Annotated in this window: 22 protein-coding genes and 2 pseudogenes; 10 read left to right on the top strand and 14 right to left on the bottom strand. The window is 67.8% G+C overall.

Annotation, left to right across the window (positions count from 1 at the left end; all coding sequences use genetic code 11):
- The first annotated feature begins 301 nt into the window (after nt 1–301).
- A complete protein-coding gene (locus HWY37_RS23360; protein ID WP_175208839.1) occupies nt 302–2,383 on the top strand; it encodes a carbon starvation CstA family protein in 2,082 nt (693 codons plus the stop codon).
- A 20-nt stretch (nt 2,384–2,403) separates the two neighbouring features.
- Entirely contained in the window at nt 2,404–2,616 is a 213-nt protein-coding gene (locus HWY37_RS23355) for a YbdD/YjiX family protein (protein ID WP_343061048.1), read from the top strand.
- A gap of 51 nt (nt 2,617–2,667) precedes the next feature.
- Here the strand turns inward: HWY37_RS23355 and HWY37_RS23350 are convergent, their stop codons facing one another.
- Nucleotides 2,668–3,843: an MFS transporter gene (locus tag HWY37_RS23350; RefSeq protein ID WP_176089966.1), complete on the bottom strand. Its 1,176-nt coding sequence runs from the start codon at nt 3,841–3,843 to the stop codon at nt 2,668–2,670.
- A 188-nt stretch (nt 3,844–4,031) separates the two neighbouring features.
- On the opposite strand from HWY37_RS23350, the gene HWY37_RS23345 reads away from it, so the two are divergent.
- The 4 genes from HWY37_RS23345 to HWY37_RS23330 all read left to right on the top strand — a co-directional run bounded on the left by HWY37_RS23345 (nt 4,032) and on the right by HWY37_RS23330 (nt 8,832).
- Entirely contained in the window at nt 4,032–4,583 is a 552-nt protein-coding gene (locus tag HWY37_RS23345; RefSeq protein ID WP_176089965.1) for a Dps family protein, read from the top strand.
- 215 nt (nt 4,584–4,798) lie between these two features.
- Nucleotides 4,799–5,326, top strand: a complete 528-nt coding sequence (locus HWY37_RS23340) for a sigma-70 family RNA polymerase sigma factor (RefSeq protein ID WP_175208842.1) — start codon at nt 4,799–4,801, stop codon at nt 5,324–5,326.
- Between the two features lie 7 nt (nt 5,327–5,333).
- Nucleotides 5,334–6,296, top strand: a complete 963-nt coding sequence (locus HWY37_RS23335; RefSeq protein ID WP_176089964.1) for a FecR domain-containing protein — start codon at nt 5,334–5,336, stop codon at nt 6,294–6,296.
- Between the two features lie 202 nt (nt 6,297–6,498).
- The gene (locus tag HWY37_RS23330; RefSeq protein ID WP_246302388.1) at nt 6,499–8,832 is read left to right on the top strand and encodes a TonB-dependent siderophore receptor; all 2,334 of its coding nucleotides are present in this window, start codon (nt 6,499–6,501) and stop codon (nt 8,830–8,832) included.
- A 42-nt stretch (nt 8,833–8,874) separates the two neighbouring features.
- Here the strand turns inward: HWY37_RS23330 and HWY37_RS23325 are convergent, their stop codons facing one another.
- The 3 genes from HWY37_RS23325 to msrB form a co-directional block, all read right to left on the bottom strand.
- Nucleotides 8,875–9,375: a hypothetical protein gene (locus HWY37_RS23325; RefSeq protein WP_175208845.1), complete on the bottom strand. Its 501-nt coding sequence runs from the start codon at nt 9,373–9,375 to the stop codon at nt 8,875–8,877.
- 133 nt (nt 9,376–9,508) lie between these two features.
- Entirely contained in the window at nt 9,509–10,213 is a 705-nt protein-coding gene (gene msrA, locus HWY37_RS23320; RefSeq protein ID WP_175208846.1) for a peptide-methionine (S)-S-oxide reductase MsrA, read from the bottom strand.
- Nucleotides 10,214–10,244: 31 nt separating this feature from the next.
- Nucleotides 10,245–10,745: a peptide-methionine (R)-S-oxide reductase MsrB gene (gene msrB, locus HWY37_RS23315; protein ID WP_175208847.1), complete on the bottom strand. Its 501-nt coding sequence runs from the start codon at nt 10,743–10,745 to the stop codon at nt 10,245–10,247.
- Between the two features lie 38 nt (nt 10,746–10,783).
- Between msrB and HWY37_RS34915 the strand changes: the two are divergent.
- A pseudogene (locus HWY37_RS34915) lies at nt 10,784–10,849 on the top strand (hypothetical protein); the annotation flags it as partial.
- Here the strand turns inward: HWY37_RS34915 and HWY37_RS23310 are convergent.
- The 3 genes and pseudogenes from HWY37_RS23310 to HWY37_RS23300 all read right to left on the bottom strand — a co-directional run.
- Nucleotides 10,847–11,125: pseudogene (locus tag HWY37_RS23310) on the bottom strand (pentapeptide MXKDX repeat protein); the annotation flags it as partial. The pseudogenes HWY37_RS34915 and HWY37_RS23310 overlap by 3 nt on opposite strands.
- Before the next feature lie 41 nt (nt 11,126–11,166).
- Nucleotides 11,167–11,958, bottom strand: coding sequence for a molybdopterin-dependent oxidoreductase (locus tag HWY37_RS23305; RefSeq protein ID WP_176089962.1), 792 nt, complete (start codon nt 11,956–11,958; stop codon nt 11,167–11,169).
- 10 nt (nt 11,959–11,968) lie between these two features.
- Nucleotides 11,969–12,601 carry a cytochrome b/b6 domain-containing protein gene (locus tag HWY37_RS23300; protein WP_175208850.1) on the bottom strand — a complete coding sequence of 211 codons (633 nt, stop codon included), beginning with the start codon at nt 12,599–12,601 and terminating at the stop codon, nt 11,969–11,971.
- A gap of 163 nt (nt 12,602–12,764) precedes the next feature.
- Between HWY37_RS23300 and HWY37_RS23295 the strand changes: the two genes are divergently transcribed.
- Nucleotides 12,765–13,493: a response regulator transcription factor gene (locus tag HWY37_RS23295; protein ID WP_175208851.1), complete on the top strand. Its 729-nt coding sequence runs from the start codon at nt 12,765–12,767 to the stop codon at nt 13,491–13,493.
- Nucleotides 13,490–14,962: a sensor histidine kinase gene (locus tag HWY37_RS23290; RefSeq protein WP_176089961.1), complete on the top strand. Its 1,473-nt coding sequence runs from the start codon at nt 13,490–13,492 to the stop codon at nt 14,960–14,962. The genes HWY37_RS23295 and HWY37_RS23290 overlap by 4 nt, the downstream gene beginning before the upstream one ends.
- A gap of 84 nt (nt 14,963–15,046) precedes the next feature.
- Here HWY37_RS23290 and HWY37_RS23285 read toward each other — a convergent pair whose 3' ends face one another.
- From HWY37_RS23285 to HWY37_RS23260, 6 genes are all read right to left on the bottom strand, one after another.
- On the bottom strand, nt 15,047–17,626 hold the full coding sequence (locus HWY37_RS23285) for a PEP/pyruvate-binding domain-containing protein (protein WP_176089960.1): 2,580 nt from the start codon (nt 17,624–17,626) through the stop codon (nt 15,047–15,049).
- Nucleotides 17,623–18,273: a TetR/AcrR family transcriptional regulator gene (locus tag HWY37_RS23280; RefSeq protein ID WP_176089959.1), complete on the bottom strand. Its 651-nt coding sequence runs from the start codon at nt 18,271–18,273 to the stop codon at nt 17,623–17,625. The genes HWY37_RS23285 and HWY37_RS23280 overlap by 4 nt, the downstream gene beginning before the upstream one ends.
- Before the next feature lie 84 nt (nt 18,274–18,357).
- Nucleotides 18,358–19,515 (bottom strand): NAD(P)H-dependent flavin oxidoreductase, encoded by a 1,158-nt coding sequence (locus HWY37_RS23275; protein WP_176089958.1) that lies wholly within the window; start codon nt 19,513–19,515, stop codon nt 18,358–18,360.
- A 102-nt stretch (nt 19,516–19,617) separates the two neighbouring features.
- A complete protein-coding gene (locus HWY37_RS23270) occupies nt 19,618–21,006 on the bottom strand; it encodes a tripartite tricarboxylate transporter permease (RefSeq protein WP_175211676.1) in 1,389 nt (462 codons plus the stop codon).
- A complete protein-coding gene (locus HWY37_RS23265) occupies nt 21,003–21,488 on the bottom strand; it encodes a hypothetical protein (protein ID WP_175211675.1) in 486 nt (161 codons plus the stop codon). The genes HWY37_RS23270 and HWY37_RS23265 overlap by 4 nt, the downstream gene beginning before the upstream one ends.
- A 117-nt stretch (nt 21,489–21,605) precedes the next feature.
- Complete coding sequence (locus HWY37_RS23260; RefSeq protein ID WP_176090066.1) at nt 21,606–22,895, bottom strand: hydroxymethylglutaryl-CoA reductase, degradative; 1,290 nt, start codon at nt 22,893–22,895, stop codon at nt 21,606–21,608.
- A 130-nt stretch (nt 22,896–23,025) separates the two neighbouring features.
- On the opposite strand from HWY37_RS23260, the gene HWY37_RS23255 reads away from it, so the two are divergent.
- Nucleotides 23,026–24,444, top strand: a complete 1,419-nt coding sequence (locus HWY37_RS23255; protein ID WP_175211673.1) for an aminotransferase-like domain-containing protein — start codon at nt 23,026–23,028, stop codon at nt 24,442–24,444.
- Here HWY37_RS23255 and HWY37_RS23250 read toward each other — a convergent pair.
- Nucleotides 24,435–25,157, bottom strand: a complete 723-nt coding sequence (locus HWY37_RS23250; RefSeq protein ID WP_176090065.1) for an anaerobic ribonucleoside-triphosphate reductase activating protein — start codon at nt 25,155–25,157, stop codon at nt 24,435–24,437. The two genes, HWY37_RS23255 and HWY37_RS23250, sit on opposite strands and share 10 nt — an antisense overlap.
- Nucleotides 25,158–25,179: the final 22 nt, after the last annotated feature.

Here is a 25,179-nt window from a genome sequence, read left to right as displayed (position 1 = left end):
GCGCGGATGGCGTTGTTGCGGTGCGGTATCGAGGGCGCCGCGATGGAGATCAGGGAAATTTTTGCGTTGATTTTACGATTTCCCGCAAATTATGTTGCGGCGCATTGCGTAGTAACACGTAGTGAAGTTGCGTAGTTCCGCGCTTGTTGCTGCGTAGTCAAAACGAAATACTAGCGTCCGCGTCGACACGGCGCTGCGTGGACGCGCGCGCGTCCGCCACCCCACAACAATGAGTCTGCCTTCCGCGGGACGATAAAAGCGTTTCACGCCAAAAGCATGGCGGGAGGCTAGAGGAGCACTTATGCAAACCAGCAGTAAGGGACTGGGTCAGCACCTGGTCTGGCTGGCGGTTGCGGTACTGGGCGCGTTCGCGCTAGGCACCGTGGCGCTGGCCAGAGGGGAGACCATCAATGCGCTATGGGTGGTGATCGCCGCCGTATGCGTGTATTTGATCGCATACCGTTATTACAGCCGCTTCATCGCCAAGAACGTCTTCCAGCTGGATCCGACGCGCATGACGCCGGCCTGGAAGCATAACGACGGTCTGGACTACGTGCCCACCAACAAGCACGTGCTGTTCGGCCACCACTTCGCCGCCATCGCCGGCGCCGGCCCGCTGGTGGGCCCGGTGCTGGCCGCGCAGATGGGCTATCTGCCGGGCATGTTGTGGATCCTGGCCGGCGTGGTCTTCGCCGGCGCCGTGCAGGACTTCACCATCCTCTTCATCTCGACCCGCCGCGACGGCCGTTCGCTGGGCGACCTGGTCAAGTCCGAGCTGGGCAAGATCCCGGGCGTGATCGCGCTGTTCGGCGCCTTCATGATCATGGTCATCATCCTGGCCGTGCTGGCGCTGATCGTGGTCAAGGCGCTGACGCACTCTCCGTGGGGCACCTTCACGGTGGCCGCGACCATCCCCATCGCGCTGTTCATGGGCGTGTACCTGCGCTACATCCGTCCGGGCAAGATCGGCGAAGTCTCCATCATCGGCTTCGTCGGCCTGATGGCCGCCATCACCTTCGGCCAGGACGTGGCCGCGCACCCGGTGATCGGCCCGATGTTCGACTTCGACGGCAAGGGCCTGACCTGGATCCTGATCATCTACGGCTTCATCGCCTCGGTGCTGCCGGTGTGGCTGCTGCTGGCCCCGCGCGACTACCTGTCGACCTTCCTGAAGATCGGCACCATCGTCGGCCTGGCCATCGGCATCGTCGTGGTCGCGCCTGAACTGAAGATGCCCGCGCTGACGCAGTTCGTCGACGGCTCCGGTCCGGTGTGGTCGGGCAACCTGTTCCCGTTCCTCTTCATCACCATCGCCTGCGGCGCGGTGTCGGGCTTCCACGCCTTGATCTCCTCGGGCACCACGCCCAAGCTGATCGAGAATGAAACCCAGGCCCGCTACATCGGTTACGGCGGCATGCTGATGGAATCCTTCGTCGCCATCATGGCGCTGGTGGCCGCTTGCGTGATCGAGCCGGGCATCTACTACGCCATGAACAGCCCGGCGGCCGTCATCGGCACCACGCCCGACCAGGTCGCCCAGGTGGTGTCCAGCTGGGGCTTCGTGGTGACGCCGGCCGACCTGATCCAGACCGCCAAGGACGTGGGCGAAAGCACCATCATCTCGCGCGCGGGCGGCGCTCCGACGCTGGCCGTGGGCATGGCGCACATCCTGCACCAGGCCATCGGCGGCCCGGGCATGATGGCCTTCTGGTACCACTTCGCCATCCTGTTCGAAGCGCTCTTCATCCTGACGGCCGTCGACGCCGGCACCCGCGCGGGCCGCTTCATGCTGCAGGACCTGCTGGGCACCTTCGCCCCGTCGCTCAAGCGCACGGATTCGCTGCCCGCCAACCTGATCGCCACCGGCCTGTGCGTGGCGGCCTGGGGTTACTTCCTGTACCAGGGCGTGGTGGATCCGCTGGGCGGCATCAACACGCTGTGGCCGCTGTTCGGCATCGCCAACCAGATGCTGGCCGCGATCGCCCTGACCCTGGGCACGGTGGTGCTGTTCAAGATGAAGCGCGACCGCTACGCCTGGGTCACCGTGCTGCCGACGCTGTGGCTCTTGGCATGCACGCTGACCGCCGGCTGGCAGAAGCTGTTCCACGCCGACCCGCGTGTCAGCTTCCTGGCGCACGCCGACAAGTACAACGCGGCCATCGCCGAAGGCAAGGTTCTGGCTCCGGCCAAGTCCCTGGGCGAAATGTCGCGCGTGGTGTTCAACGACTACATCAACGCCGGCCTGTGCGCGATCTTCATCTTCGTGGTGGTCAGCATCGTGGTGTTCGGCCTGCGTTCGGTGCAGCGCGCGCGCAACGAGAACAAGCCGACCGCCCGCGAAATGCCTTACGAAACGCTGCCGGCCGCCGCCGGCGCGGACTGAGCGGATCAGGGAGACGACGCATGCTGTTTGGCAACATGAGTTCCGCGGCCGGCGCCGCCGGCCGCTACCTGGGGCAGACGCTCCGGCTGATGGTCGGCGTGCCGGACTACGAAACGTATGTCGCGCACGTGCGGCGTACGCACCCTGACCAGGAGCCGATGACGTACGAAGAGTTCTTCCGCGAGCGCCAGGACGCGCGCTATGGCGGCAAGAAACGGATCGGCTGCTGCTGAGCTGACGAAAAGGCCTCGCTTGCGAGGCCTTTTTTTCGTCCAGGGAACCCGCTAAGCAGCCTTCCTGCGCAGCTTCTCCGCGTAGATCACCAGCGGCACCGCCCCGATCGCGCACAGCGACATCACCAGGAACCCTCCCGGCGCATAGCTGCGATACAGCGCGCCGCCCAGCTGGATGCTGGCGAACATGAAGACGCCGCCCGACAGCAGGGCATAGAGCGCGATGGCCGAGGTCTTGATGGCGGCGGGCACGTGGCGCGCGATGTACCACATGATGGCCGCGTTGTTGCCCGCCAGGGTGAAGCACTGCAGCAATTGCAGCGCGGCGATCAGGGCCGGGTCGGTGGTGGCGGACAGGCCGGCCCAGCGGATCGCGGTCATGACGGCGGACGCCAGGATCAGCCATTGGGCGCCGGTGCGGGCCAGGATGCGGGGCGCCAGGAAGAAGAACAGCACCTCGCTGGCCACGCCCACCACCCACAGCATGGAAATCAGCGCCGTCGACAGGCCGCTGGCGGTCCAGTAGAGGGTGGAATAAGAGTAGAGAAAACCGTTGCTGGCCTGGACCAGCGAGGCCGCCGCGATGCACATCAGCAGCGGCCGGTCGCGCAGGACTTCAAGCATGGGCAGGCGCACCGGCGGCGCCGGCGTTTCCCCGGGGGACGGGCGGGCCGCCTGCGGCAGCAGCCGCACGCAGGCCAGGCAGGCGATGATGAGCAGGATCGACAGCCACATCACCCAGTCGGCGTCGAAGGTCTTGATCAGGTAGCCGCCGGCCAAGGTGACCACGGCGAAGCCCAGCGAGCCGCAGGCGCGCATGACCGTATAGGAGCTGCCCTGGCCGCGGCCGCTGGCGATGGCCATGCGGTCCATCAGCGGCAGCACCGCCGGGAACATGGCGTTGAGCAGCAGGGTAATGGCCAGCAGCCAGGCTGGCGTGCTGCTGAACGGATAGCAGATGAACAGCGCCAGCGAGGCGGCCAGCGCCGCCGCAATCAACGCGTGGGCGCGCCCGCTCTGGTCGGCCACGTGGGCGACCACGGGCGTGGACAGGATCTTGGGCAGGAACGAGGTGGCGACGATCAGGCCGATGAGGGCGGGATCCAGGCCGCGGCTGGCGAACCACAGGGGCAGGAAGGGAATGCTGACGCCTTGCAGGCCGTAATACAGGAAGTAAAACCCGTGCAAGGCGAGGGCGCCTTGTCTGGCGTCGGGATTGCCGCGCATAGCGATGGAGGGATCCGGCTGAATTGACGCGGCGTAGCATACTCCTGGTACAGCAGGATTTCAGGAGGGGCTTTGATTCCGGACATTGGCAAAAGTGCGCGGGCGGAACTACGCTAGGAATGTCGCGGCGCGTACAAGCTGCGCTGCGCGTGCGTTTTCCCCCCCATCATTCCTAGGAGTTGCGACCCATGGCCAAGAAACTGGATGAGAAGACCACCAAAGCCCTGAAAGAGCGGCGCAAGCGCCCGCTGGCGACGCCAACCGATCTGGCGTCGGCGGCCACCAGGGACATTTCCGCGGCGTTGAACCAGATACTGGCCGACGTGTTCGCCCTTTATCTCAAGACCAAGAACTTCCACTGGCACGTCAGCGGCCCCCATTTCCGCGACTACCATCTGCTGCTGGACGAGCAGGGCGACCAGCTGTTTGCCATGACCGACCCGATCGCGGAGCGCATCCGCAAGATCGGCGGCACCACGCTGCGGTCCATCGGCCAGATCGCGCGCACGCAGCGCGTCGCGGACAACGATGCCGACTACGTGCAGCCGCTGGACATGCTGGCCGAGCTGCGCGACGACAACAAGGCCCTGGCCGCGGCGCTGCGCGAGGCGCATAACATCACAGACGAGCACCGCGACATCGCCAGCTCCAGCCTGATCGAGAACTGGATCGACGAAACCGAGAGGCGCACCTGGTTCCTGTTCGAGGCCAGCAGGGAAGGCGATTCGACGGGGCATTGAGGCGGTCCCAGCTGCGCGCCGTTGCCCGGCCGCAGCAGGTGCCCGACCCACAGGAAGGCAGACCGCAGGTCTGCTTTTTTTTTGGGGGCGCAGTGCACACGCTAATCCGAAAAGCCCTGGGGATTCCGCGGGAGCCCGCGCGAAATTGCGCTCCGCCATCAATAATGATTACAATTCCCATTCTTAAAAACTCATGAAGCGGTCGCGCTACGGCCATGTCGTCCTTGCCATCTTTGGAGCACCGAGAGCTTGGCTTGCTCTACCGCGAGCATCACGGTTGGCTGCGCGGCTGGTTGCTGCGGCGCTTGAATGTGCCCGCCGAAGCCGCCGATCTGACTCAAGACACGTTTCTGCGCTTGCTGGCGTCGCCGGCGTCCATGGCGCAGTTGCAGGGCATAAGGCAGCCTCGCAGTTTTTTGGCCACGGTTGCGCAACGCACGCTGGTGGACCACATCCGCCGCCAGGTGCTGGAGCGTGCCTGGCTGGAGACCCTGGCGCAACAGCCGGAGGCCCATGCGATCTCGCCTGAAACCCAAACCATCCTGCTGGAAACGATCCGCGAGATCGATGCCATGCTGCACGGCCTGGGCGAGAGGGTGCGGCGCGCCTTCCTCATGTCCCAACTTGAAGGCGCAAGCTACGCGGACATCGCAGCCAAGCTGGGTGTGACAGTCAGTTCGGTGAAGAAGTACATGGCGCGCGCGACCGAGCATTGCCTGGTCTACGCCTTGGAACGGCAATAGGCGCGCGATGGCGGACAAGACTATCGCCGCGGCGGCGCAATGGTATGCGCGGCTCTGCGCTGATGATGTCAGCGCCGCCGATGTGACGGCGCATGGCCGCTGGCTGGCGGCCGATCCCGAACATGCCCGCATCTGGAGCCAGGTGGAACGCCTGCGCGGCACCTTGGGTGCGGCACCCTCGCAGCTCGCCGCAGATGCGCTCAATCGCGCAGACCTCCACTTCGCGCGTCGACGCAGTGCGCTGCGGTCCGGCCTGGGAGCGGCGGCGCTGTTCGGCGCCGGCGGCTTGCTGGCCTGGCGCATCTTGCCGGTCGAGCAGATGGCGGCGGGTTATCTGGCCGACTACCGCATGGGTACGGGCGAACGGCGCGAACTGATGCTGGCGGACGGCACGTTGCTATGGCTGGACAGCGCCAGCGCGGTGGACGTGACAGTGGACGCGCGCGGCCGGCGCATCACCGTCCATGCGGGCGAAATCCTGATCGACACCGAACACGCCGCTGCCGGCTTGCCGCCCTTGCAGGTAAGGACGCTGCACGGCACGGTGCGCCCGTTGGGCACGCGCTTCACCGTCAACCGGCAGGACGCCCACACGCGAGTCGCTGTGCTGCGGCACGCGGTGGAGCTGCGGCCCGCGGGAGCGGGAGCGCCGCTGGTGCTGCACGCAGGCGAACAGGGCGTGCTGGAAACGTCGGCAGCCCGTCATGAAGGCGCCGTCACCGGCGAACCCGACGCCTGGACCCGCGGTTTGCTGATCGTGGACGATGTGCGGCTGGGCGACCTTGTGGCGCAACTGGACCGCTACCGGCCCGGCCGTCTTAGTTGCGACGAGGCGGTGGCCGCGTTACGCGTGTCGGGCGCATTTCCGATCGACGACACCGACCGTGCGCTGGCCGCCGTGGAACGCGCGCTGCCCGTGCGTATTTCGCGCTTCACGCGCTACTACACCCGGGTCGTCGCGCGCGGCTGATTTATTTTCGCCTGGCATTGTCCTTTTTCCATGCTCATCCGACTTAGCAGGGATTACGTCGGATTTGAATCACGGAAAACCTGAACTTATGCCTTTCGCTACCTCCTTCCATCGCCATCCAGGTCCTCTGGCACCTATCGCCGGCGCCGTCTTTGTCGCATTGATGGCATTGGCGTCGGCCCCGCCCGCTATGGCGCAGACCGTGCCGTCCGCCGATGCGGTCCGGTCCTACGATGTGCCGGCCGGCCCCTTGGGCCTGGCGCTCAGCCGCTTTGCCGCCCAGGCGGGCGTGGTGCTGTCGTTCGATGCCCAACTGACGCAAGGCAAGCAAAGTGCCGGCCTGCATGGCCAGTACGGCATTGCCTCGGGGCTGGAGGCCATGCTGTTGGGCACCGGGCTGGAGGCCATCAGCCAAGGCGGCAACAACTACGGGCTGCGCATAGGCGGCGCGCAGACGCTTGCGCCCGTGGAAGTGCTGGGTTCGCGCGAACCGGCGCCAAGCGAAGGTTCGGGCTCGTACACCGTGGGCTTGTCCACCACCGCCACCAAGCTGCCGATGACACTGCGCGAGACGCCGCAATCGGTATCGGTGATGACGCGCGAACGCTTGTCGGACCAGGGCCTCAATACCTTGGAGGACGCCATCGCCAACACGCCGGGCCTGACCTTCAAGAAAAAGGGGTCGGCCGATGACAACGAAAAGGGCTTGTACGCAAGGGGCATGGAAGTCACCAATATGCAGGTGGATGGCGTGCCCACGCACAAGGATTTCAATGCGCTGGGGCTGGATACCGCGCTGTACGACCGGATCGAAGTGGTGCGCGGTTCCACGGGTTTGTTGAACGGCGCCGGCAACCCTGCCGCGTCGATCAATCTGGTGCGCAAGCGTCCGACCCGCGAATTCGAGGCCAGCGTGGGGGCGGCTATCGGCTCCTGGGACTACAAGCGCACAGAGTTCGATTTGGGCAGTCCGCTGGACGAGGCCGGCAAGCTTCGCGGCCGGCTGGTTGGGGCGTGGCAGGAAGGCGGTTCGTTCATCGACCGCGTCAAGCAGGATTCGCAGTTGCTTTACGGGGTGGTCGAGGCCGATCTGGCCGAAGGCACGCTGTTGACTCTGGGCGCGGAATACCAGCGCAAGAAGTGCACGGCGTGCTCGTACTTCGGCTTTCCCGCCGCCTACGCGGACGGTTCGAAAACGGATTTCCGCCAGCGCTTCAACTCGGCGACCAACTGGAGCCGCCAGGAACGCACGCGCTACAACGTGTTCGCCACGCTGGATCACGAGTTCGCGCCGCTGTGGAAGGGGTCGGTGACCGTCTCGCGCACGGGTGACGACAATGACCGCACCTACGGCTGGTTCAGCAGCAACGGCTGGGCAGACCCGGCGACGGGCCGGGGCGCCTCGGTGTGGGTCGCCAAATGGCCCATCCCCAAGACGCAGAACGCGGTCGATGCCAGCCTGAGCGGCGCATTCGACGCCTTCGGCCGCCAACACGACCTCGTGGTGGGCGCGAGCGCGTCGCGCACGAGGGGCGACTACGACATGTATCCGCTTTGGACAGCGCCGGGCTACGACGCGAAGATTCCAGACATGCGCGACTGGAACGGCGACATGCCCGAACCGGACTGGCAGACCACGGGGAGGCGCTATTACACCGAGAAGCAGGCGTCGATCTACGGCGCGTTGCGCCTGCGCCCCACTGATGCCCTGTCCGTGGTGCTGGGATCGCGCGTGAGCTGGTGGGACCAGCAGGCCTCGTACAACTACAACGACGGTTCGTCCTACCCGGACAATATGCGCGAGCAGGGTGTCTACACCCCCTATGCCGGCGTGGTCTACGACCTGACCAGCGCGGTGTCGGCCTATGCCAGCTACACCAGCATCTTCCAGCCGCAGCAGGCGCAGAGCGTGACTGGCAGCGTGCTGGCGCCGATCAAAGGTAATACCTACGAGATCGGACTGAAGTCGGCCATGCTGGACGGCCGCTTGAACGCGGCGCTGGCCCTGTTCCGGACCCGCCAGGACAACTACGCCATGCTGGATGGCGACCGTCTGGCGCCGAACGGCGACAACGCCTACGTCGCCGCCGACGGCGCGGTCATGCGGGGCGTGGAAGCCGAAATCAGTGGCGAACTGACGCCGGGCTGGCAGATGCAATTGTCCTATGCGTACGTGGACCGTCGTCTGCCGCAAGGATTCACCACGCAAGTCGGCCTGCCGCGCCACATCGCCAAGCTGTACACCACCTATCGCCTTCCCGGCGCATTGAGCGCCCTGACGGTGGGGGGCGGATTGCGCTGGGAAAGCGGCAGCGAGTACACCAGCCGAGGACCGGGTGGACAGCCGTTCGAGTCGTCGCAAAGCGGCTATGCCCTGGTGGACCTGATGGCGCGCTACCAGTTCAGCCGCCAGTGGTCGGCGACCTTGAACCTGAACAACGTGTTCGACAAGAAGTACTACGCCAGCACGAACGTATACAGCAACTACTACGGCGCGCCGTTCAGCGCCATGCTGGGCGTGAACTACAGGTATTGATGCGCTGAGGCGGGATGCAGGCCGACTTGAGCCGGCGGCCTGTCAGCCGTGCTTGCCGAAACCGCCGCTGGCCCACTCCGATGCGCGTTGCACGTTCAGCTTGTACGTGGGCGCGACATGGGTCTGGGCCAGCTGTTCGCCGGATTCGTCGTAGGCGCTCAGCACGGCATACGGCTCGTCTTCATCGGGAACGATATCCAGCTTGACGGTCAGGCGGCCGGCGGCGCTGTCGATCCTGACGCTCTTGTGCAGCGTGGCATGCAATTGCTGTTCGTGGCGGCGCAGCACTTCCCGGGCGGTCTTGACCAGGGTGATGAACGCCGGGGAGTCGAGCGGCTTGGGGTTCTTCTTGTCGCGGCCCATGGTCCATGGGCCGACCAGCGCCGGTTCGGCCTCGCCGTCCATGGTCATTTCCACGGCCCAGCCGTCGTCGTCCTCGTTCTTGATGATCCGGGCGGTCCAGCCGTCGTCGCGCCATAGCGTGGGTTGCTGTTCCTTGGGGGCGTCGGCGGCGTCAATGTCCGGTACGAGGGCGTCGTTCACTGCTGTATTTCTCCTGGTTTTGCTTGTCCGCAGGCCTGCATGATACCGCCCGGCGCCGCGGCCGGTGGCGCCGCCGGGCACTTTTTGGCACGCCCGGTGCGCGGCTGCCGCGGTTGCATTGTCGGACGTAGCCTCACTTCTCCGCTTTCATCACCAGCACCGGCTGATCCCGATACCGCTGCGGAAACGTCTTCGCCAGGTTTTCGACCTTGGGCACGTCGTTCACCATGATGTACATGCTGTACGGATGGCGCACCAGGTAGTCCTGGTGGTAGTCCTCGGCCGGGTAGAAGGCCTTCAGCGGTTCGATCGTGGTGGCGAGCGCCTTGGGATAGACGCCGGCCTTGTTCAGCTGCGCGATGTAGGCCTCGGCGACCTTGCGTTGGCTGTCGTCGGACGGGAACACCGCCGAACGGTATTGCGGGCCGGTATCCGGCCCCTGGCGGTTGAGCTGGGTCGGGTCATGGGCCACCGAGAAATAGATCTGCAGCAATTGGCCGTAGCTGACCTGGGCGGGATCGTAGGTGATCTCGACCGCTTCGGCGTGGCCGCTGCGGCCGCCGCTGACCGTGTCGTAGTTGGCGGTGGCCGCCTGGCCGCCGGCGTAGCCGGAAACGGCCGAGCTCACGCCCTTGACGTGCTGGAACACGGCCTGCACGCCCCAGAAGCAGCCGCCGGCGATGACGGCTTTTTGCGGCGCGGCGGCCGCGGGCGGGTCCAGCGCCGGGGGCGGGATGATGACGGCGGATTCGGCGGCGCTGGCCGTGGCGGCTCCCAGCAGGCCGCAGGCGGCTGCCAGCGCGGCGCAGAGTTGGCGGGGCAGGCGGGTGACGGACATGATGTCTCCTGATGGAAGTGGCGGCCGGTAGTCAGGCCTGGGGGGTGAACGCCAGGGCCACGCCATTCATGCAATAGCGTAGTCCGGTCGGACGCGGGCCGTCATCGAAGACGTGGCCCAGATGGCCGCCGCAGTTGGCGCAGTGCACGGCGACGCGGGTCATGCCGAAGCTGCGGTCGGTGGTCTCGCCCACGCCGCCGTCCAGCGGCTGCCAGAAGCTGGGCCAGCCTGTGCCGCTGTCGAACTTGGTGGACGACGAGAACAGCGGATGGGCGCAGCCGGCGCAGGCGTAGGAACCCTTGCGGTACTCCTTGTCCAGCGGGCTGGAATAGGGCCGTTCGGTGGCTTCGCGGCGCAGCACCTGGTATTGCTCGCGGGTCAGCCGTTCGCGCCATTGCGCATCGCTCAGCGTGTAGGGAAAGGCCTGCGCGGCGGCCGCCGGGCCGCCGCGCGCGGCCAGGACCGGGGCCAGGCCGGCGGCGATGGCCGCCGCGCTGCCCAGGCCCAGGAAATGCCTGCGGTCTAGTTTCATGACATGCTCCGGATCAGGGGCGGGCCGGGAGGGCGCTATTGCTTCATGCCGTCTTTCGACATGCCGTCCTTGGACATGGAATCCTTGGACATGCCGTCCTTCGACATGCCGCCTTTCGACATGCCGTCCTTCGACATGCCTTCCTTGGACATGGAATCCTTCGACATCGAATCCTTGGACATGCCGTCCTTGGACATCGAGTCCTTGGACATGCCATCTTTCGACATGCCGCCCTTGGACATTCCATCCTTGGACATCGAATCCTTCGACATCGAGCCGCCGCCCATGGCGTCCTTGCTCATGTTGTCGGCGGCGTGGACCGCGGCGGCGCCGAAGGCCAGGCACAGGGACAGCGCGGCGGTGGTAGCGATTTTCTTCATGATGCGTTCCTTCAAGGAGTGTGGGTAGGGAAAGATTCCACCTAGCTGCCGCCGAACCAGTTGTAGCCCTGGTCCTCCCAGTAACCGCCCGGGTAGGTGTTGGTGACGAAAATTGCCTGTATGTGCTTGGGGTTCTTGTAGCCAAGCTTGGTAGGCATGCGCAGCTTCATGGGGAAGCCGTACTCTGGTGGCAGCGTCTGGCCGTCGTAGGTCAGCGCCAGGATGGTCTGGGGATGCAGCGCGGTGGGCATGTCGATGCTGGTGTAGTAGTCGTCCGCGCACTTGAAGCCCACGTACTTGGCGCTCAGGTCGGCGCCCACGCGCTTGAGGAAGGAGGAAAACGGCACACCGCCCCATTTGCCGATGGCGCTCCAGCCTTCCACGCAGATGTGCCGCGTGACCTGGTCGATCTGCGCCATGGCGCGCAGCTCATCGAGCCGCCAGCGGCGCTTGTCCGCGACCAGGCCGCTCACTTCCAGCCGGAACGATTCCTCGTCCACGTGCCGCACCTCGTCGATGCTGTAGTAGGCATTGAAGGGAAAGGGCCGCGTCATCATGGATTCGGGATAGGTGGGCGCCAGCTTGTTCGGATCGAAGATCCAGCCCTGCACGCGGTCGTTCAAGCGCGAGACCGCGGTCAGCGCCTTTTCGACGCTTTCATCGTCCGACAGCGAGCAGCCGGACAGCATGGCCAGCCCGCCCAGGGTCAGGCTGCTGCGCAGAAAGACGCGGCGCGAAGGCTGTTCGATCCGCTTTTCCAGGATCTTTCCGGCTTCCTTCAGGATGGCAGGGCCATCCAGGCCGGGCAGGGAGGGGCGCTTTTTCGGGTTCACGGACGGCTCCTCATTTGCCGCGGATCATGGCGATCAGGCTGCGCGGCACCAGCGCGACCATCACCAGGTGGACCGCCACGAAGGCCGTGAGCAAGGCCATGGCGGTGAAGTGCACGCGGCGCGCGGTCTCGTAGCCGCCCATCAGCTCGCGCAGCAGGCTGAACTGCACCGACTTCCACAGCACCAGGCCGGACAGCACCAGCACCGCGATGTCGAGCATCACGAACAGATAGGCCAGGCGCTGCACCTGGTTGTAGCGGCGCGGGTCGGCGTGGGCCAGCTTGCCGCGCAGCGCCGCGCCCAGGTCGGCGGCCACGCCGCGGACGCTCAGGGGGAAGAACTTGCGCCACAGCCTGCCGGTGGCGAGATTCATCGCCAGGTACAGGACGCCGTTGAAGAACAGCAGCCACATGCCGGCGAAGTGCCATTGCAGGGCGCCGCCCAGCCAGCCGCCCAGCGTGATTTCCCGGGGGAACACGAAGTCGAACAGGGGGGACGCGTTATAGATGCGCCAGCCGCTGGTGACCATGATGACCACGGCCAGGGCGTTGAGCCAGTGCATGATGCGCAGCCAGCCGGGATGGATGGGGGCGCCAGGCACCGGGACGAGGGGCGCATCGTGGTTTGCAGGGGGGGCCAGCATGGCAGGGCTCCGGTGGCTTGTTGTCGTTGGAGCCATTCTTCCCCCGGCGCCATACCGAAGTCCTCACGCAAACTTAAATTAAATGTGATAACTCGGCCGCCCGGATTGGCGACAATAGGCGCATCGGCCCCTTGCATTGGCCCCTTTTAGAGCGCTTGCCCCCATGGACACGCCCCGTCGCGTACTTATCGTCGAAGACGACGCCCACATCGCTGAACTGCTGCGCCTGCACCTGCGTGACGAAGGCTACGCGGTCGAACATGCCGCCGACGGCAACGAAGGCATGCGGCGGCTGGAGGAAGGCAGCTGGGATGCCCTGGTGCTGGACCTGATGCTGCCTGGCATCGACGGCCTGGAGATCTGCAAGCGGGCGCGCGCCATGGCGCGCTACACGCCCATCATCATCACCAGCGCGCGCTCCAGCGAGGTGCACCGCATCCTGGGCCTGGAACTGGGCGCGGACGACTACCTGGCCAAGCCGTTCTCCATGCTGGAGCTGGTGGCGCGGGTGCGGGCGCTGCTGCGCCGCAGCGAGGCGCTGGAGCGCAACGCCCGCATCGACGCCGGCAGCCTGGCGCTGCACGGCCTGTCCATCGATCCGGTGGCGCGCACCGCCGAGGTCGACAACCGGCGGCTGGACCTGACGCCGCGCGAGTTCGACCTGCTGCATTTCTTCGCGCGCAATCCCGACAAGGTGTTCTCGCGCATGGACCTGCTGAACCACGTCTGGGGCTACCAGCACGAAGGCTATGAACACACAGTCAATACCCATATCAACCGGCTGCGCACCAAGATCGAGGCGGATCCGTCCAATCCGCAGCGCATCCTGACGGTATGGGGCCGGGGCTACAAATTCGCCGCGGGACCGGCCGGCGCGGGAGGCGCATCATGAAGCGGCTAACGCTCACCCAGCGGCTGTCCGCCGTTTTCGCGCTGCTGTTGCTCGCCTGCTGCGGCGCGTCGGCGTGGCTGCAGATCGCCGCCAATTCCCGCTACGAGCAGGAAGTGGTCCAGCGCCTGTCCAGCGGGCTGGCGCAGCACATCGCCGGCGCCAACGAATTGATGGACACCAATGGCTGGAAGCCGGACGCCGTGCGTTCGCTGTTCGACATGCTGATGGCCGTGAACCCCGCGGTCGAGGTCTATCTGCTGTCCAACGACGGCCGCATCGTGGGCGACGCCGCGCCCGCGGGCCAGATCAAGCGCGACCGCGTGGACCTGGGACCGGTCAAGCGCCTGCTGGCCGGCGGCATGCTGCCCATCACGGGCGACGACCCGCGCAGCCTGGACGCGCAGAAGGTATTCAGCGCCGCGCCGGTGCGCGTGGGCGGGCAGGAAAAGGGCTACGTCTACGTGGTGCTGCAAGGCCAGGCGCATGACGCGCTGGCGATGGCGGTGTCGCGCAGCTCAGTGCTGCGCACGACCCTGTGGTCCATCGCGCTGGTCGCGCTGCTGGGCCTGGTGGCGGGCCTGGCGGCGTTCGCGCTGATCACCCGCCCGCTGCGCGGCCTGACGCGGGCGGTGCGAGCTTTCGACGGAGACGACGGACAGGCCCTGGCCGCGCTGGAGCGTCCCGGCGACGCCTCGGACCGCAGCAGCGACGAGATCGCGATCCTGCGACGCAGCTTCGTACAGATGGGCAAGCGGATCTCGGAGCAGTGGCGCGAACTGACGCGCCAGGACCAGCAGCGGCGCGATCTGGTCGCCAATATTTCGCACGACCTGCGCACGCCGCTGACTTCGCTGCACGGCTATCTGGAAACCCTGAGGCTGAAGGACGAGACGCTGGATGCCGGGGAGCGCCGCCGCTACCTGGACATCGCGCTGGCGCAAAGCCGCAAGGTGGGCCGGCTGGCGCAGGAACTGTTCGAACTGGCGCGGCTGGAATCCGGATTGGTGCGGCTGGAGCCCGAGACCTTTTCGCTGCCGGAACTGGTGCAGGACGTGATCCAGAAGTTTGAATTGGCGGCGGAGGCGCGCCAGCAGCGGTTGACCACCGACATCCCGCGGGAGCTGCCGCCGGTGCGCGCGGACCTGGGACTGATCGAACGGGTGCTGACCAATCTGCTGGACAATGCCATCCGCCACAGCCCGCCCGGCGGCCATATCGAGCTGCGGCTGGACGCCGCGCAGAACCAGGTGCAGGTACAGGTCAGCGATACCGGCGAGGGGATACCCGAAGCCTTGCGCGCCGGCCTGTTCACGCGGGCCAGCGCCCTGAACCGCGGCCCGGGCGGCGGGGGCGGGCTGGGGCTGGTGATCGTGCAGCGCATCCTGCAGCTGCATCACAGCGAGATCAGGCTGGTGGACCGCGGGGGATCTGGGGCGGTGTTCCAGTTCAATCTGGCCGCGGCGCGCTAGCGGCTGCCGGCGCGCCAGGGCCGATCCGTTCCTGCCAGTCCACAGCGGCCAGTCCGGCCCGGTCGGCCTGCGTTTGCCATCCTGTCATCGCGGGTCCGCGTCCGGCGCAGCGCTGTCTGCCGCCGCCACCCGCCGCACCGTGCCGCGCGCGGCATCCACTTCCAGCATGTCGCCGCTGACGACGTGGCGCAGGATGCCCTGCACATTGACGACCGCCGGGATGCCGAACTCGCGCGCCACGATGGCGCCATGCGACAGGTAGCCGCCTGCCTCCATCACCAGCGCGCCGGCGCGCAGGAACAAGGGAGTCCAGGCGGGATCGGTGGACGGCGCGACGAGGATGCCGCCGGGCGGCATGGCCAGTCCTTCCGACGGCGTGCGGGCGACGAATGCAAGGCCTTGCGCATGGCCGCCGGCGGCCGGCGTGCCGCGCCAGGCATGCGCGCCGTCCGCGTCGTCATGCTCGGCGTCGGTCGTCATGGGGGCGCTGCCGCCGGCGTATTCGGCGATGACGTCCGGATCCGGCTCGGCGGCCCAGGCCTCCAGCTGCGCGCGGCGCAGGGCGGCGCGCCGGCCCGCCGCTGCGGGCGTGAGCCGGGCGTCGGCCAGGGCGTAAAGCTCGGCCGCCGTCAGGTGGAAGATGTCGTCGGCGGCGGTCAGCCCGTCCGGGCCTGTAAAGCGCCGGCCCAGCGCCAGCGCGCTCTTGCGCGCCGCCGCCAGATAGGCCACCAGCACGCTGCGGGCGGCCTCGCGCTGCGCGCCTTCGAGGCGGGCGGCAGCCAGCAGCTTGAAGGCCAGGGGCCGCTGCCACAACGGCAACGCGGCGCGCACCCGCTGCCGAGCCAGGCTTGCGGCAGCGTCCTGGCGCGCGCGCAGCGCGTCGGCGTCGGCGCCTATCAACTGCACCACGCTGTCCAGCAGATAGCCGGGCGCTTCGCGCCAGCGCGGATTGCGCAGATAACTCTCATAAACCGCGCGGTGGCCGTACTGGCGCAGGAAATCGGCGAACGCGCGCTTGAACGGGCTGGCGTCCGGCAAGGCGCTCTGCCAGGCCGCGCTGTCCCGTTGCGGGTCGCGCAGCCAGGCCAGCGCCTGGGCGTCGGCCGCGGCCAGCCCGGCCAGGTCCATCAGCGCATAGCTTTGCGCCGCGGTCACGCTGGGTTCGCCGCCGGCCATCAGCGCCGCGGTCAGCGCATGGCCCTCGCCGGGGCAGGCCCTTTCCACCAGCTCCAGCAGCTTGTGCAGCGCGCCGCCGCCCGAGCCTTGCAGAAAGAACAGTTCGTCCGACGCCAGGACCGTCTGGAATTGCTCGCGCAGCCGCGCGCCCAGCGCCGCGTTGGAGGCGGGCGGCGCTTCGTCCAGCCAGGACTGGGCGCGCGCGAACAGGCGCGGCAGGTCGCCGGCCGCTCGCTTGCGCAGGGGCCCGGCGCGTCGCAGATAACGCAGGACCCGCCAGCCGCGCTGCAAGCGCTGCGCCAGCGTGGCTGGCGGCACGGCGATCACGGGCTGCGGGCCACCCAGTAGCGTATTCATGGCTTGCGCGGGTATGCCCAGCGCGTCATGGCCCACCCATTGGATGACCGAGGCGTCCAGGTACATGCGGCCATGGAACAGCGCCGCCATGCGCACGCCGGGCAGGGTGTCGTAGCCGCTGAGCTGGAAGCCGCGGCTCAGCATGCGTTGCGCCATGACGCGGCCCGAATCCCATTCCATGGCCGACAGGGCTTGCGGCAGGACCTCGCGGGTGTTGCCGCGCGACCAATAGGAGGGCTGCGCGCGCAACGCGGGATAGGTATGGCGCGCCGCCGCGGTGACGGGGCGCGCCTGCACGATCCAGAAGCGCCGCCCGTCCCATACCCATTCGATGTCATACCCCGTGCCGGAGTAGTCCAGCGCGCGGGCGGCGTCGCGCGCGATGTCACCCAGGGCTTCGGCCTGCGCGTCGCTCAGCACGGCCTGCGCGGCCTGTTCCGGCGGCGTGTCGGCCAGGCGCGTACCCGCGCCATCGGCGGGCAGGCTGGCGTGGCGCTTGGCGCCGATGCGCCGCTCCAGCAGCGGCCAGGCCTGCCGCAGATAATCTTCGCGCAAGCGGTACTCGTCGCCCTCGGCCTGGCCGCCGACCAGCGATTCGCCCAGGCCCCAGTTGGCGTGGATCAGCATCTCGTCATGGCGGCCCGACACGGGATCGATGGTGAAGGCGATGCCCGATGCGACGGCATCGATCAGCGGCATGACGACCACGGCCATGCCCGCGGCCTGCACGCCCAGCTTCTGGCGATAGGCACGCGCCTGCGGCGTCCATTGCGAATCCCAGATCTGCCTGAGCGCCTCGATGGCCGCATCGGCGCCGCGCACGTTGAGGCAGGAAAGATGGATGCCGGCGAACGACGCGCCCGCGGAGTCCTCTTGCGGCGCGGACGAGCGCAGGGCCAGCGGCCGCTCCTGCCAGCCGCGCGCGGCCAGTTCGCCGCGCAAGGCCTGGGCCACGGCGGGCGGCACCTCCTGGCCCGGTTCCCGCTCCAGGCTGAGTTGGGCGGGCAGCACGAAACCGTCGGGCACGGGCACGCCCAATTGCGCCATGCGGCCCAGCTGCCAACCCTTGCCGCCCGCGGCCTGGGGCCCGGCAAGCGCCGCCGCGGGCCAGTCCAGCAGGGCGGCAGTCATGCCGGGGCTCCGGGCGTCACGCCGTGCACGAAGAGGCTGATGGCGGCGTCGAATTCCGCCTTCAGGCTGGCGCGTGGCAGGTCCAGCCAGCGCAGCATCGCGCCCAGGTACAGGAACTGAAGCTGGTGGGCCAGCTGCTCGGCGGCCAGATCGGTGCGCGCCTGGCCCTTGGCCTGCGCTTCTTCGATCAGGGCGGTGAACAGGGCCTGCATGCCGCTGCGCGGCGCGCGGCCGTCGCCGCCCGCGCCCGGCTGCAGCGTGGACAGGCGGTAGCGCAGGTACGGGCCGAGATAGGCGCGGTGCGATTCCGACCAATGCGCCGAAGCATGCAGGATCCGCCTCAGGCGCCGCGCCAGGGTGGGCAGGGCGCGCAGCGCGGGCAGGAGGTCCTGGACGCTGGCGGCCAGTTCCGCGTGGAAGCGGTGTGCCAGCAGGGCTTCCTTGACGGGGAAATGGTTGTACAGCGTGCCCTTGGATACATCCGCCTGGGCGGCGATTTGTTCCATGGTGACCGCGTCATAGCCCAGGGTTTCGAACAGGCGCCAGGCGGTTTGCGCCAGATGGTCCAGGGTTTGCAGGCGTTTGCGTTCGCGGCGTCCGGCCTCGGGCGCGGCGGATTCGGATGGGGGCGTGGCGGGAAGGTCCATGGCCTTAAAATAATTGAACGACGAATAATATTGTACGTCGTTCAATTATTTTGGAAAGTCCCCGCCGTGGCCCGGCGACAAGACTCAGGCCGCGGCGGGCATCTGGCCGTGCAGGAGATAGTCCATCAATTCACGGACCGAGCGCATGGCGTTGCCGAAGGGCAGTTTGGATGCACCGCGGAAAAACAGGCCGCGGCTGACTTCGCCGCGCATGGCGGCCGCCAGCTTCAGGTCGATGCAGAACTGTCCGAAGCGCGCCAGGCCGTCGCGCAGCCCGCATTGCGTCAGGCAATCCATGCGCTGGCTGCAGCGCCGCGCGTCGCAACGGGTGTTGGCCTGCAGTGTCTTTTCCTGGCGCAGGTAGCGCGTCAGCCAGGGCGTTTCCACGGCGCGCGCGGGCAGACCGGCCACGCTGGTGAATTCGGCCAGCTTGTCGGGGTCGGCGTCGATCAGCACGCGCTTGAAATTCTCGTGGGCGTCGCCTTCGCGGGTAACGGCGAAGGCCGTGCCCACCTGCACGCCGTCGGCGCCGTTGGCCAGCCAGTGGCGCACCTGCTCGTGGCTGCCCACGCCGCCCGCCACGATCAGGCGCGGCGCGTCCGGGCCCAGCGCCAGTTCCTGGAACAGCGTGTGGCAATCGGCCAGCACGCGCTGGAAGTCGAAGCGTTCGTTGTGGATGTCGTCCAGCCGCGCCGCGCCCAGATGGCCGCCGGCATAGCCGGGATGCTCGATCACCACGGCGTCGGCCATGCGGCCCTTCTTCATCCATTTCTTCAGCACCACGGCTACGCCGCGCGCCTCGGACAGGATGGGCACCAGCGCCACCTTGGGGTAGTCGGCCGTCATTTCGGGCAGATCCAGCGGCAGGCCGGCGCCCATCACGATGGCCTGAGCGCCGCTCTCGCAGGCCTGGCGCACCAGGGCCGGATGGTCGCGCACCGCCTTCATGACGTTCACGGCCACCAGGCCGCGGCCCTGCGCGGTGTCCAGGGCGGCGCGCACTTCGCGGTGCAGCGCTTCCTGATTGGCGCTGTCGATCACATCGCGGTCATGGCAGCGTTCGGTTTTCTCCAGCAGATCCGGATGGTGATGGCGCAAATCCACGCTGGCGATGGTGCCCATGGCGTTCTGGCTGGCAACCGCGCCGGCCAGGCGATGGGCGGATACGCCGACGCCCATGCCGCCCTGGACGATGGGCAGCAATTCGCGTCCGGCGAGGGTGAGTGATTTGAACCACGTCATGTTGAGTCTTTCCTCTGGTCAAGTGGACAGAGGCTAGAGCAAGGACTGACGGGTCGCCTTGCGCAGGATCAAGCGCGGGGCAGCTAGCCCCGCGCTAATTGTCTATCCCAGCAGCTTGACGATGGCCGGGACCGACAGCACCGCCGTGTAATACCCCATGAACTGCACGCCCGTATTGAAGCCGAACAGTCGAGACAGCAGGCCGCCGATCAGGCCCATGGTCAGGATCACGAGCAGGCCGAGGAACTGGCCTTCCCAGATGCTGATCACGATGATCAGGCCGACGAAGGTGGCGATGATGGCCTCATGGCTGACCTTGCGCGACACGAACAGCGCGGCGCGGCGCGCGAAGTTCATGGCGAAGGGATAGGAGACCACCGCGGCCAGCAGCACCGCCAGCATGCCGTAGCCCAGGAATTCCCAGTGGTTCAGCAGGTTGTGCAGATTGTGCGTCTGGCCCGAGGCGGCATCCACCGTGAAGCGCGGCGGCGCGTTGAAGAGCGGGGCGGCGGGGCCGGCGGCCACCGGGCTCAGCGGCAGGCCGAAAGCGATCAGCGGGATCAGCGCCTCGGCGATGTAGGTGGCCTCGGTCACGCCGTTGCGCGCGCTCAGCACCGTGGTCAGGCGGTGGTAGGCATGCTTGATGCGCGAGCCCACCAGTTCGCCCAGCACCACCGTCATCGCCACGGGGCTGAACACGAAGGTGGCGCTGGAGATGGCTGCGGTGGCCAGGGTCCAGCGCGTCTGCGTGCGGTCCATGACCTTCAGCGGGTTGGGGAAGTAGCCCGACCAGCCCTTGACGTCCGGCGCCAGCGAGAACGTGCGCACCTTGTCGCGCATCATCCGCGCGCGGCCCTGCGGCGAGATCACCGTGAACAGGTCGGCGATCAGCGGGCCGATGGCGATGCCCAGGAAGTAGCTGATGCTGAGTTTGACGCCATACTTGGCGGTCAGGCTTTGCAGCGCGATGATGACCACCACGAAGGGCACCAGCAAGGCCACGGCGGCCCAGCGTCCGGCCGAGAAGTAGGCGATCAGCACCGCCGCGGCCAGGAAGATCCAGGGCGCGGACTTGGTGATGGCGGCGCCGAACGGGGCCAGCAGCACCGCGAACAGCACCGCCAGCGGCACCGCCACGAAGGCCGCGACGATGGCGCCGGACACCATTTTGCGCAGCGCGATGTGCGGCACGCCCAGCTTGCGCAGCATGTTCGCGTCCTGCAGCAGCGGCGTGGCCAGGGTGTCGCCGGGGATGCCCAGCAGGGCCGTGGGCACGGCATGCGTCATGTGCTTGGCGACCGCGCCGGCCAGGAAGAAGGTGAACACGCCCGCGGGCGGCACGCCCAGCAGCACCACCAGCAAGGTCAGCGGCGCCAGCGTGGTGGTCTCGTCGGTGCCGGACACCAGGCCGATGGCCGCGAACACCACCGCGCCCAGCAACCCCATCGCGGCGGCCACCATGATCTGTTCGAGCAGGATGGGATCGCTCATGCCAGCGCCTCCTTGCCTGCGCCCTGGCGCGAGCCGGCCGCGGCTTGCGGCTGCGGCGGCTGCGCGGCTGGCTCGGCGAACAGATCGTAGAGGTCCAGCTCCTTCAGTTCGCGCTTCACGGGTTCCGGCAGGTCGGCCAGCGTGCCCAGGCCGCCGGGCTGCTCGGCCAGTTCGGCCAGCACTTCGGCGCGCCAGGCCGGATCGTGCGTGGACGTATGTTCGATGACTTCGCGCTTGGGCGGGAACAGCCGGGCGCAGATCACGCCCGCCAGCACGCAGCCGGCCAAACCGGCCAGCATGGCGTAGGCGTGCGCCAGTTCGGGCGACGCGACGATGCCGCGCAGCCAGCGGCTGGCGGCAAAGAAGCCCGCCACGCTGATGACGATGCCCAGGCCGATGGCCCAGGCCAGCTGGCGCAGGTCCACCGTGTCGCTCCAGACTTCCGCCAGGCGCCAATCAGGCGCCGGGGTGCTTGGTTTCATGTCTCTCTCCTCTGTGGTCGGGCGGCGCGCGGAGGATACCGGGCGCCGCCTCTGTTGTTGTCCGGGACCTGCGCGCGGCTATTGCCCGCGCACGGGTCCCGGCCCTGCGGGCCAGGCTTATCGCGGGTTGCGCAATTCCTCCAGCAAGGCCAGGGCGCGGTCGGTGCGGACGTCCTTTTCCGCGGCCATGCGCTTGGCGATCGCGTCGATCTCGGCGCCCGTGGCGCCGGCCACCAGCGCGATGTTGCGGGCGTGCAGGGCCATGTGGCCGCGTTGTATGCCTTCGGTGGCCAGCGCGCGCAGCGCGCCCAGGTTCTGCGCCAGGCCGACGGCCACGGCGACTTCGCCCAGTTCCTGGGCGGAGCGCACGTCCATGATCTTCAGCGCCAGGCGGGCCAGCGGATGGGTCTTGGTGGCGCCGCCCACCAGGCCGACCGGCATGGGCATTTCTATGGTGCCCACCAGCGCGCCCGAATTGTCCTTTTCCCACTGCGTGAGCGAGGTGTAGCGGCCGTCGCGGCAGGCGTAGGCGTGGGCGCCGGCCTCGACCGCGCGCCAGTCGTTGCCGGTGGCGACGATGACGGGATCGATGCCGTTCATGATGCCCTTGTTGTGGGTGGCGGCGCGGTAGGGGTCGACGGCGGCGAAGGTGTAGGCGTCCAGCACGCCTTCGATGATCTCGGCGCCGCTGCGCTCCTTGGTGTCCAGCGCCTGCGGCGTCAGGCGCACGCGGGCGCGGGCCAGGCGCAGGTCGGCCAGGTTGGACAGGATGCGCAGGCGCACCGAGCCGCCAGTGATCTGTTCGACCAGCGGCGCCACGGCCTCGGCCATGGTGTTGACGGTGTTGGCGCCCATGGCGTCGCGCACGTCCACGATCAGGTGCATCACGATCATGGGGCCGCGCGGCGTGTCGGGGAACACGTGGACCTCGATGTCCTGGCAGCCGCCGCCCAGCTCGATCAGCACCTTGTCGCGGCTGTTGGCCAGGGTGACGATGCGCTCGCGTTCGCGCAGCAGCGCCAGGCGCGCGCCGTGCGGATCGCTCAGGCCCAGCACCTGCACCTGGGCGCGCATCAGCGGCCGGGTGCTGGACGTCTCGAAGCCGCCGCATTCGCGCGCCAGCTTGGCCATGTAGGACGCGGCCGCCACCACCGAGGGCTCCTCGACCGCCATGGGCACCAGCACGTCGCGGCCGTTGACCTGGAAGTTGCCGGCCACGCCCAGCGGCAGCTCGAAGGCGCCGATCACGTTTTCGATCATGCCGTCGGCGCGGTCCAGGCCAAGCGCGCCGGGACTGGCGAGCAACTGGCGTTCCTCGGCGGTAAGGGCGGCGGCGTCGGCGATGGCGGCGAGGCGTTGCGCCGGGGTCAGGGCGCGGAAATTGGGCAGGCGTGAATCGGCCACGATGGCATGTCTCCAGTAAGAATCAAGTGGCCTGATTCTAGGTAAACTGTACCGCTATTGAGAGGTACAGTTTGGGCAAACAGTACCATTGCACTGCACCAATTTTGGCCGCCCATCCAACGGGAATTCCAGCGTGGAAGACGCAGCAACCAGCGGCAGGACCCAGCGCCCCGCGCCCATTGCCGAGAGCCTGGCCAGGCTGATCGGCCAGCAGATCGCCGACGGCGTGTACCGCCCGGGCGACAAGCTGCCGTCCCTGCGCGAACTGGCGCAACTGCACCGCTACGCCAAGAACACGGTGGTGGTGGCGTTTGAAATGCTGGTGGCGCAGGGGCTGGTGGAGCCGCGCCGGGGCTCGGGCTTCTTCGTGCTGGAAACCGATTTCGGGCGCAAGGCGGCCGAGGAAGAACCCGGCCAACTGAGCCGCGCCATGGACATCGTGTGGCTGATGCGCGAACAGCTCAAGACCCAGCCCGACGCCGTGGCGGTGGGCGACGGCTTTCCGCCGGTGGAGTGGCTGGCGGACATGCGCATGGACCGCTATCACCAGAAGGTGGTGCGCACGGGGCTGGGCGCCTTGTTCCGCTACGGCAGCCGTTTCGGCTATGCGCCGTTGCGCGAAAGCCTGGTGCGCAAGCTGGGCGATGTGGGCATCAGCGCCGCGCCGCCGCAACTGGTGCTGACGCATGGCGCCAACGAAGCCATGGACCTGGTGATCCGCTACTTCGTGCCGCCGGGCGCGGCCGTGCTGGTCGACAACCCCGGCTACTACCCGCTGTTCGGCAAGCTGAAACTGGCCGGCGCGCGCATGCTGGGCGTGCCGCGCCTGGCGGACGGTCCCGACCTGGCCGCGCTGGAAGCCTTGCTGCAAAAGGAAAAGCCGCGCCTGTTCTTCACCCAGTCGCTGGCGCACAACCCCACCGGTTCGGACATCTCGCCGGCCAAGGCCTACAAGGTGCTGCAGCTGTCGGAACGCTACAACCTGACGGTGGTGGAAAACGACCCGCTGGCCGACTTCAAGCCCACCTCGGCCGTGCGCCTGTCGGCGCTGGACCAGCTGGAACGCACGATCTACATCGGCAGTTTTTCGAAGTCGTTCTCGGCCGCGCTGCGCGTGGGCTACATCGCCTGCAACGCGGCCCTGGCCAGCGACCTGGCCGACCTGAAGGCGCTGGTGCACGTCAGCAGCTCCGAATACTGCGAACGCATGGTGGACGTGATGTTGCGCGAAGGGCACTACGAGCGTCATCTGGTCAGGCTGCGCCAGCGGCTGGAGGCCGCTACCGGCCAGGCGCTGGAGGTGCTGGACGCGCTGGGCGCCGAGGTCTACGCCCGTCCCACCAGCTCGCTGTACCTGTGGTCGGCCTTTCCCGGCGTGCCGGATTCGCTGACGCTGGCGGCGGACCTGATGCCGCAGAAAGTCATCATGGCGCCGGGGCGCGTGTTCAGCGTGGATCCGACGGCGGTGTCGCCGTGGTCCCGCTGCAATGTGGGCGCCGTGGGGTCGCCCCGGTTCCTCGCCACCTTGCAGCGGCGCCTGGCTCAGCGATAGGCGAACTCCTCGAACCACTGCATCAGCAGGGCCAGGGCTGGCGCGCCGAGCGCTCGTACCGGCGGCGCGTCGGGCGAGCGGCGCGCGCCCTGGACCGCGAAACGCCGCACGCCGCGGCGGGCCAGTTCGCGCGCCAGGGCCAGCAGGCGCGTTTCGCTCAGCCAGTCCGGATGCCAGGTGACGCGGCATTCGAAGTCGGCGCCGGCCGCGAGCAACTGCGCCAGGCAGGCCTGGGCAGGGCGTTGCGAGTCGCGCCGGCCGGTGACGTCGTCGTAGCCCTGGGCGTCGGCCTTGATGTCCAGCCCCACCCAATCCAGGTGGCGCAGCACGTCGGCCAGGCGCAAGGGATAGATGCCGGCGGTATGCAGGCCGACGCGATAGCCCATGCGCCGCACATCGCGCAGCATCTGCGGCAGGCGCGGTTCGCTCAGGGGTTCGCCGCCGGAGAACACGACCGCGTCCAGCAGGCCCTTGCGCGTTTCCAGGAAGGCGCGCGTTTCGCGCCAGTCATAGCGCGCGGCGCGGGTCTGCAGCTCGACGTTGTGGCAGTAGTGGCAGCGCCAGGGGCAGCCCGCGATGAACACGACCGCGGCCAGTTGGCCAGGCCAGTCCACGGTGGAAAACGGCACCAGCCCGCCTACCGCGGGCGAGTGCCGCGGCAGGGGCTGGGCCACCGGTTGCGGCGGAGCCGGGTAGGCCGGGCGCGCAACCAGGCGGCGCGCGCCCGGGGCGCAG

Source organism: Achromobacter anxifer (genome assembly GCF_903652925.1).
GTDB lineage: Bacteria > Pseudomonadota > Gammaproteobacteria > Burkholderiales > Burkholderiaceae_B > Achromobacter > Achromobacter anxifer.
This window is presented reverse-complemented; position numbering and strand designations above follow the sequence as displayed.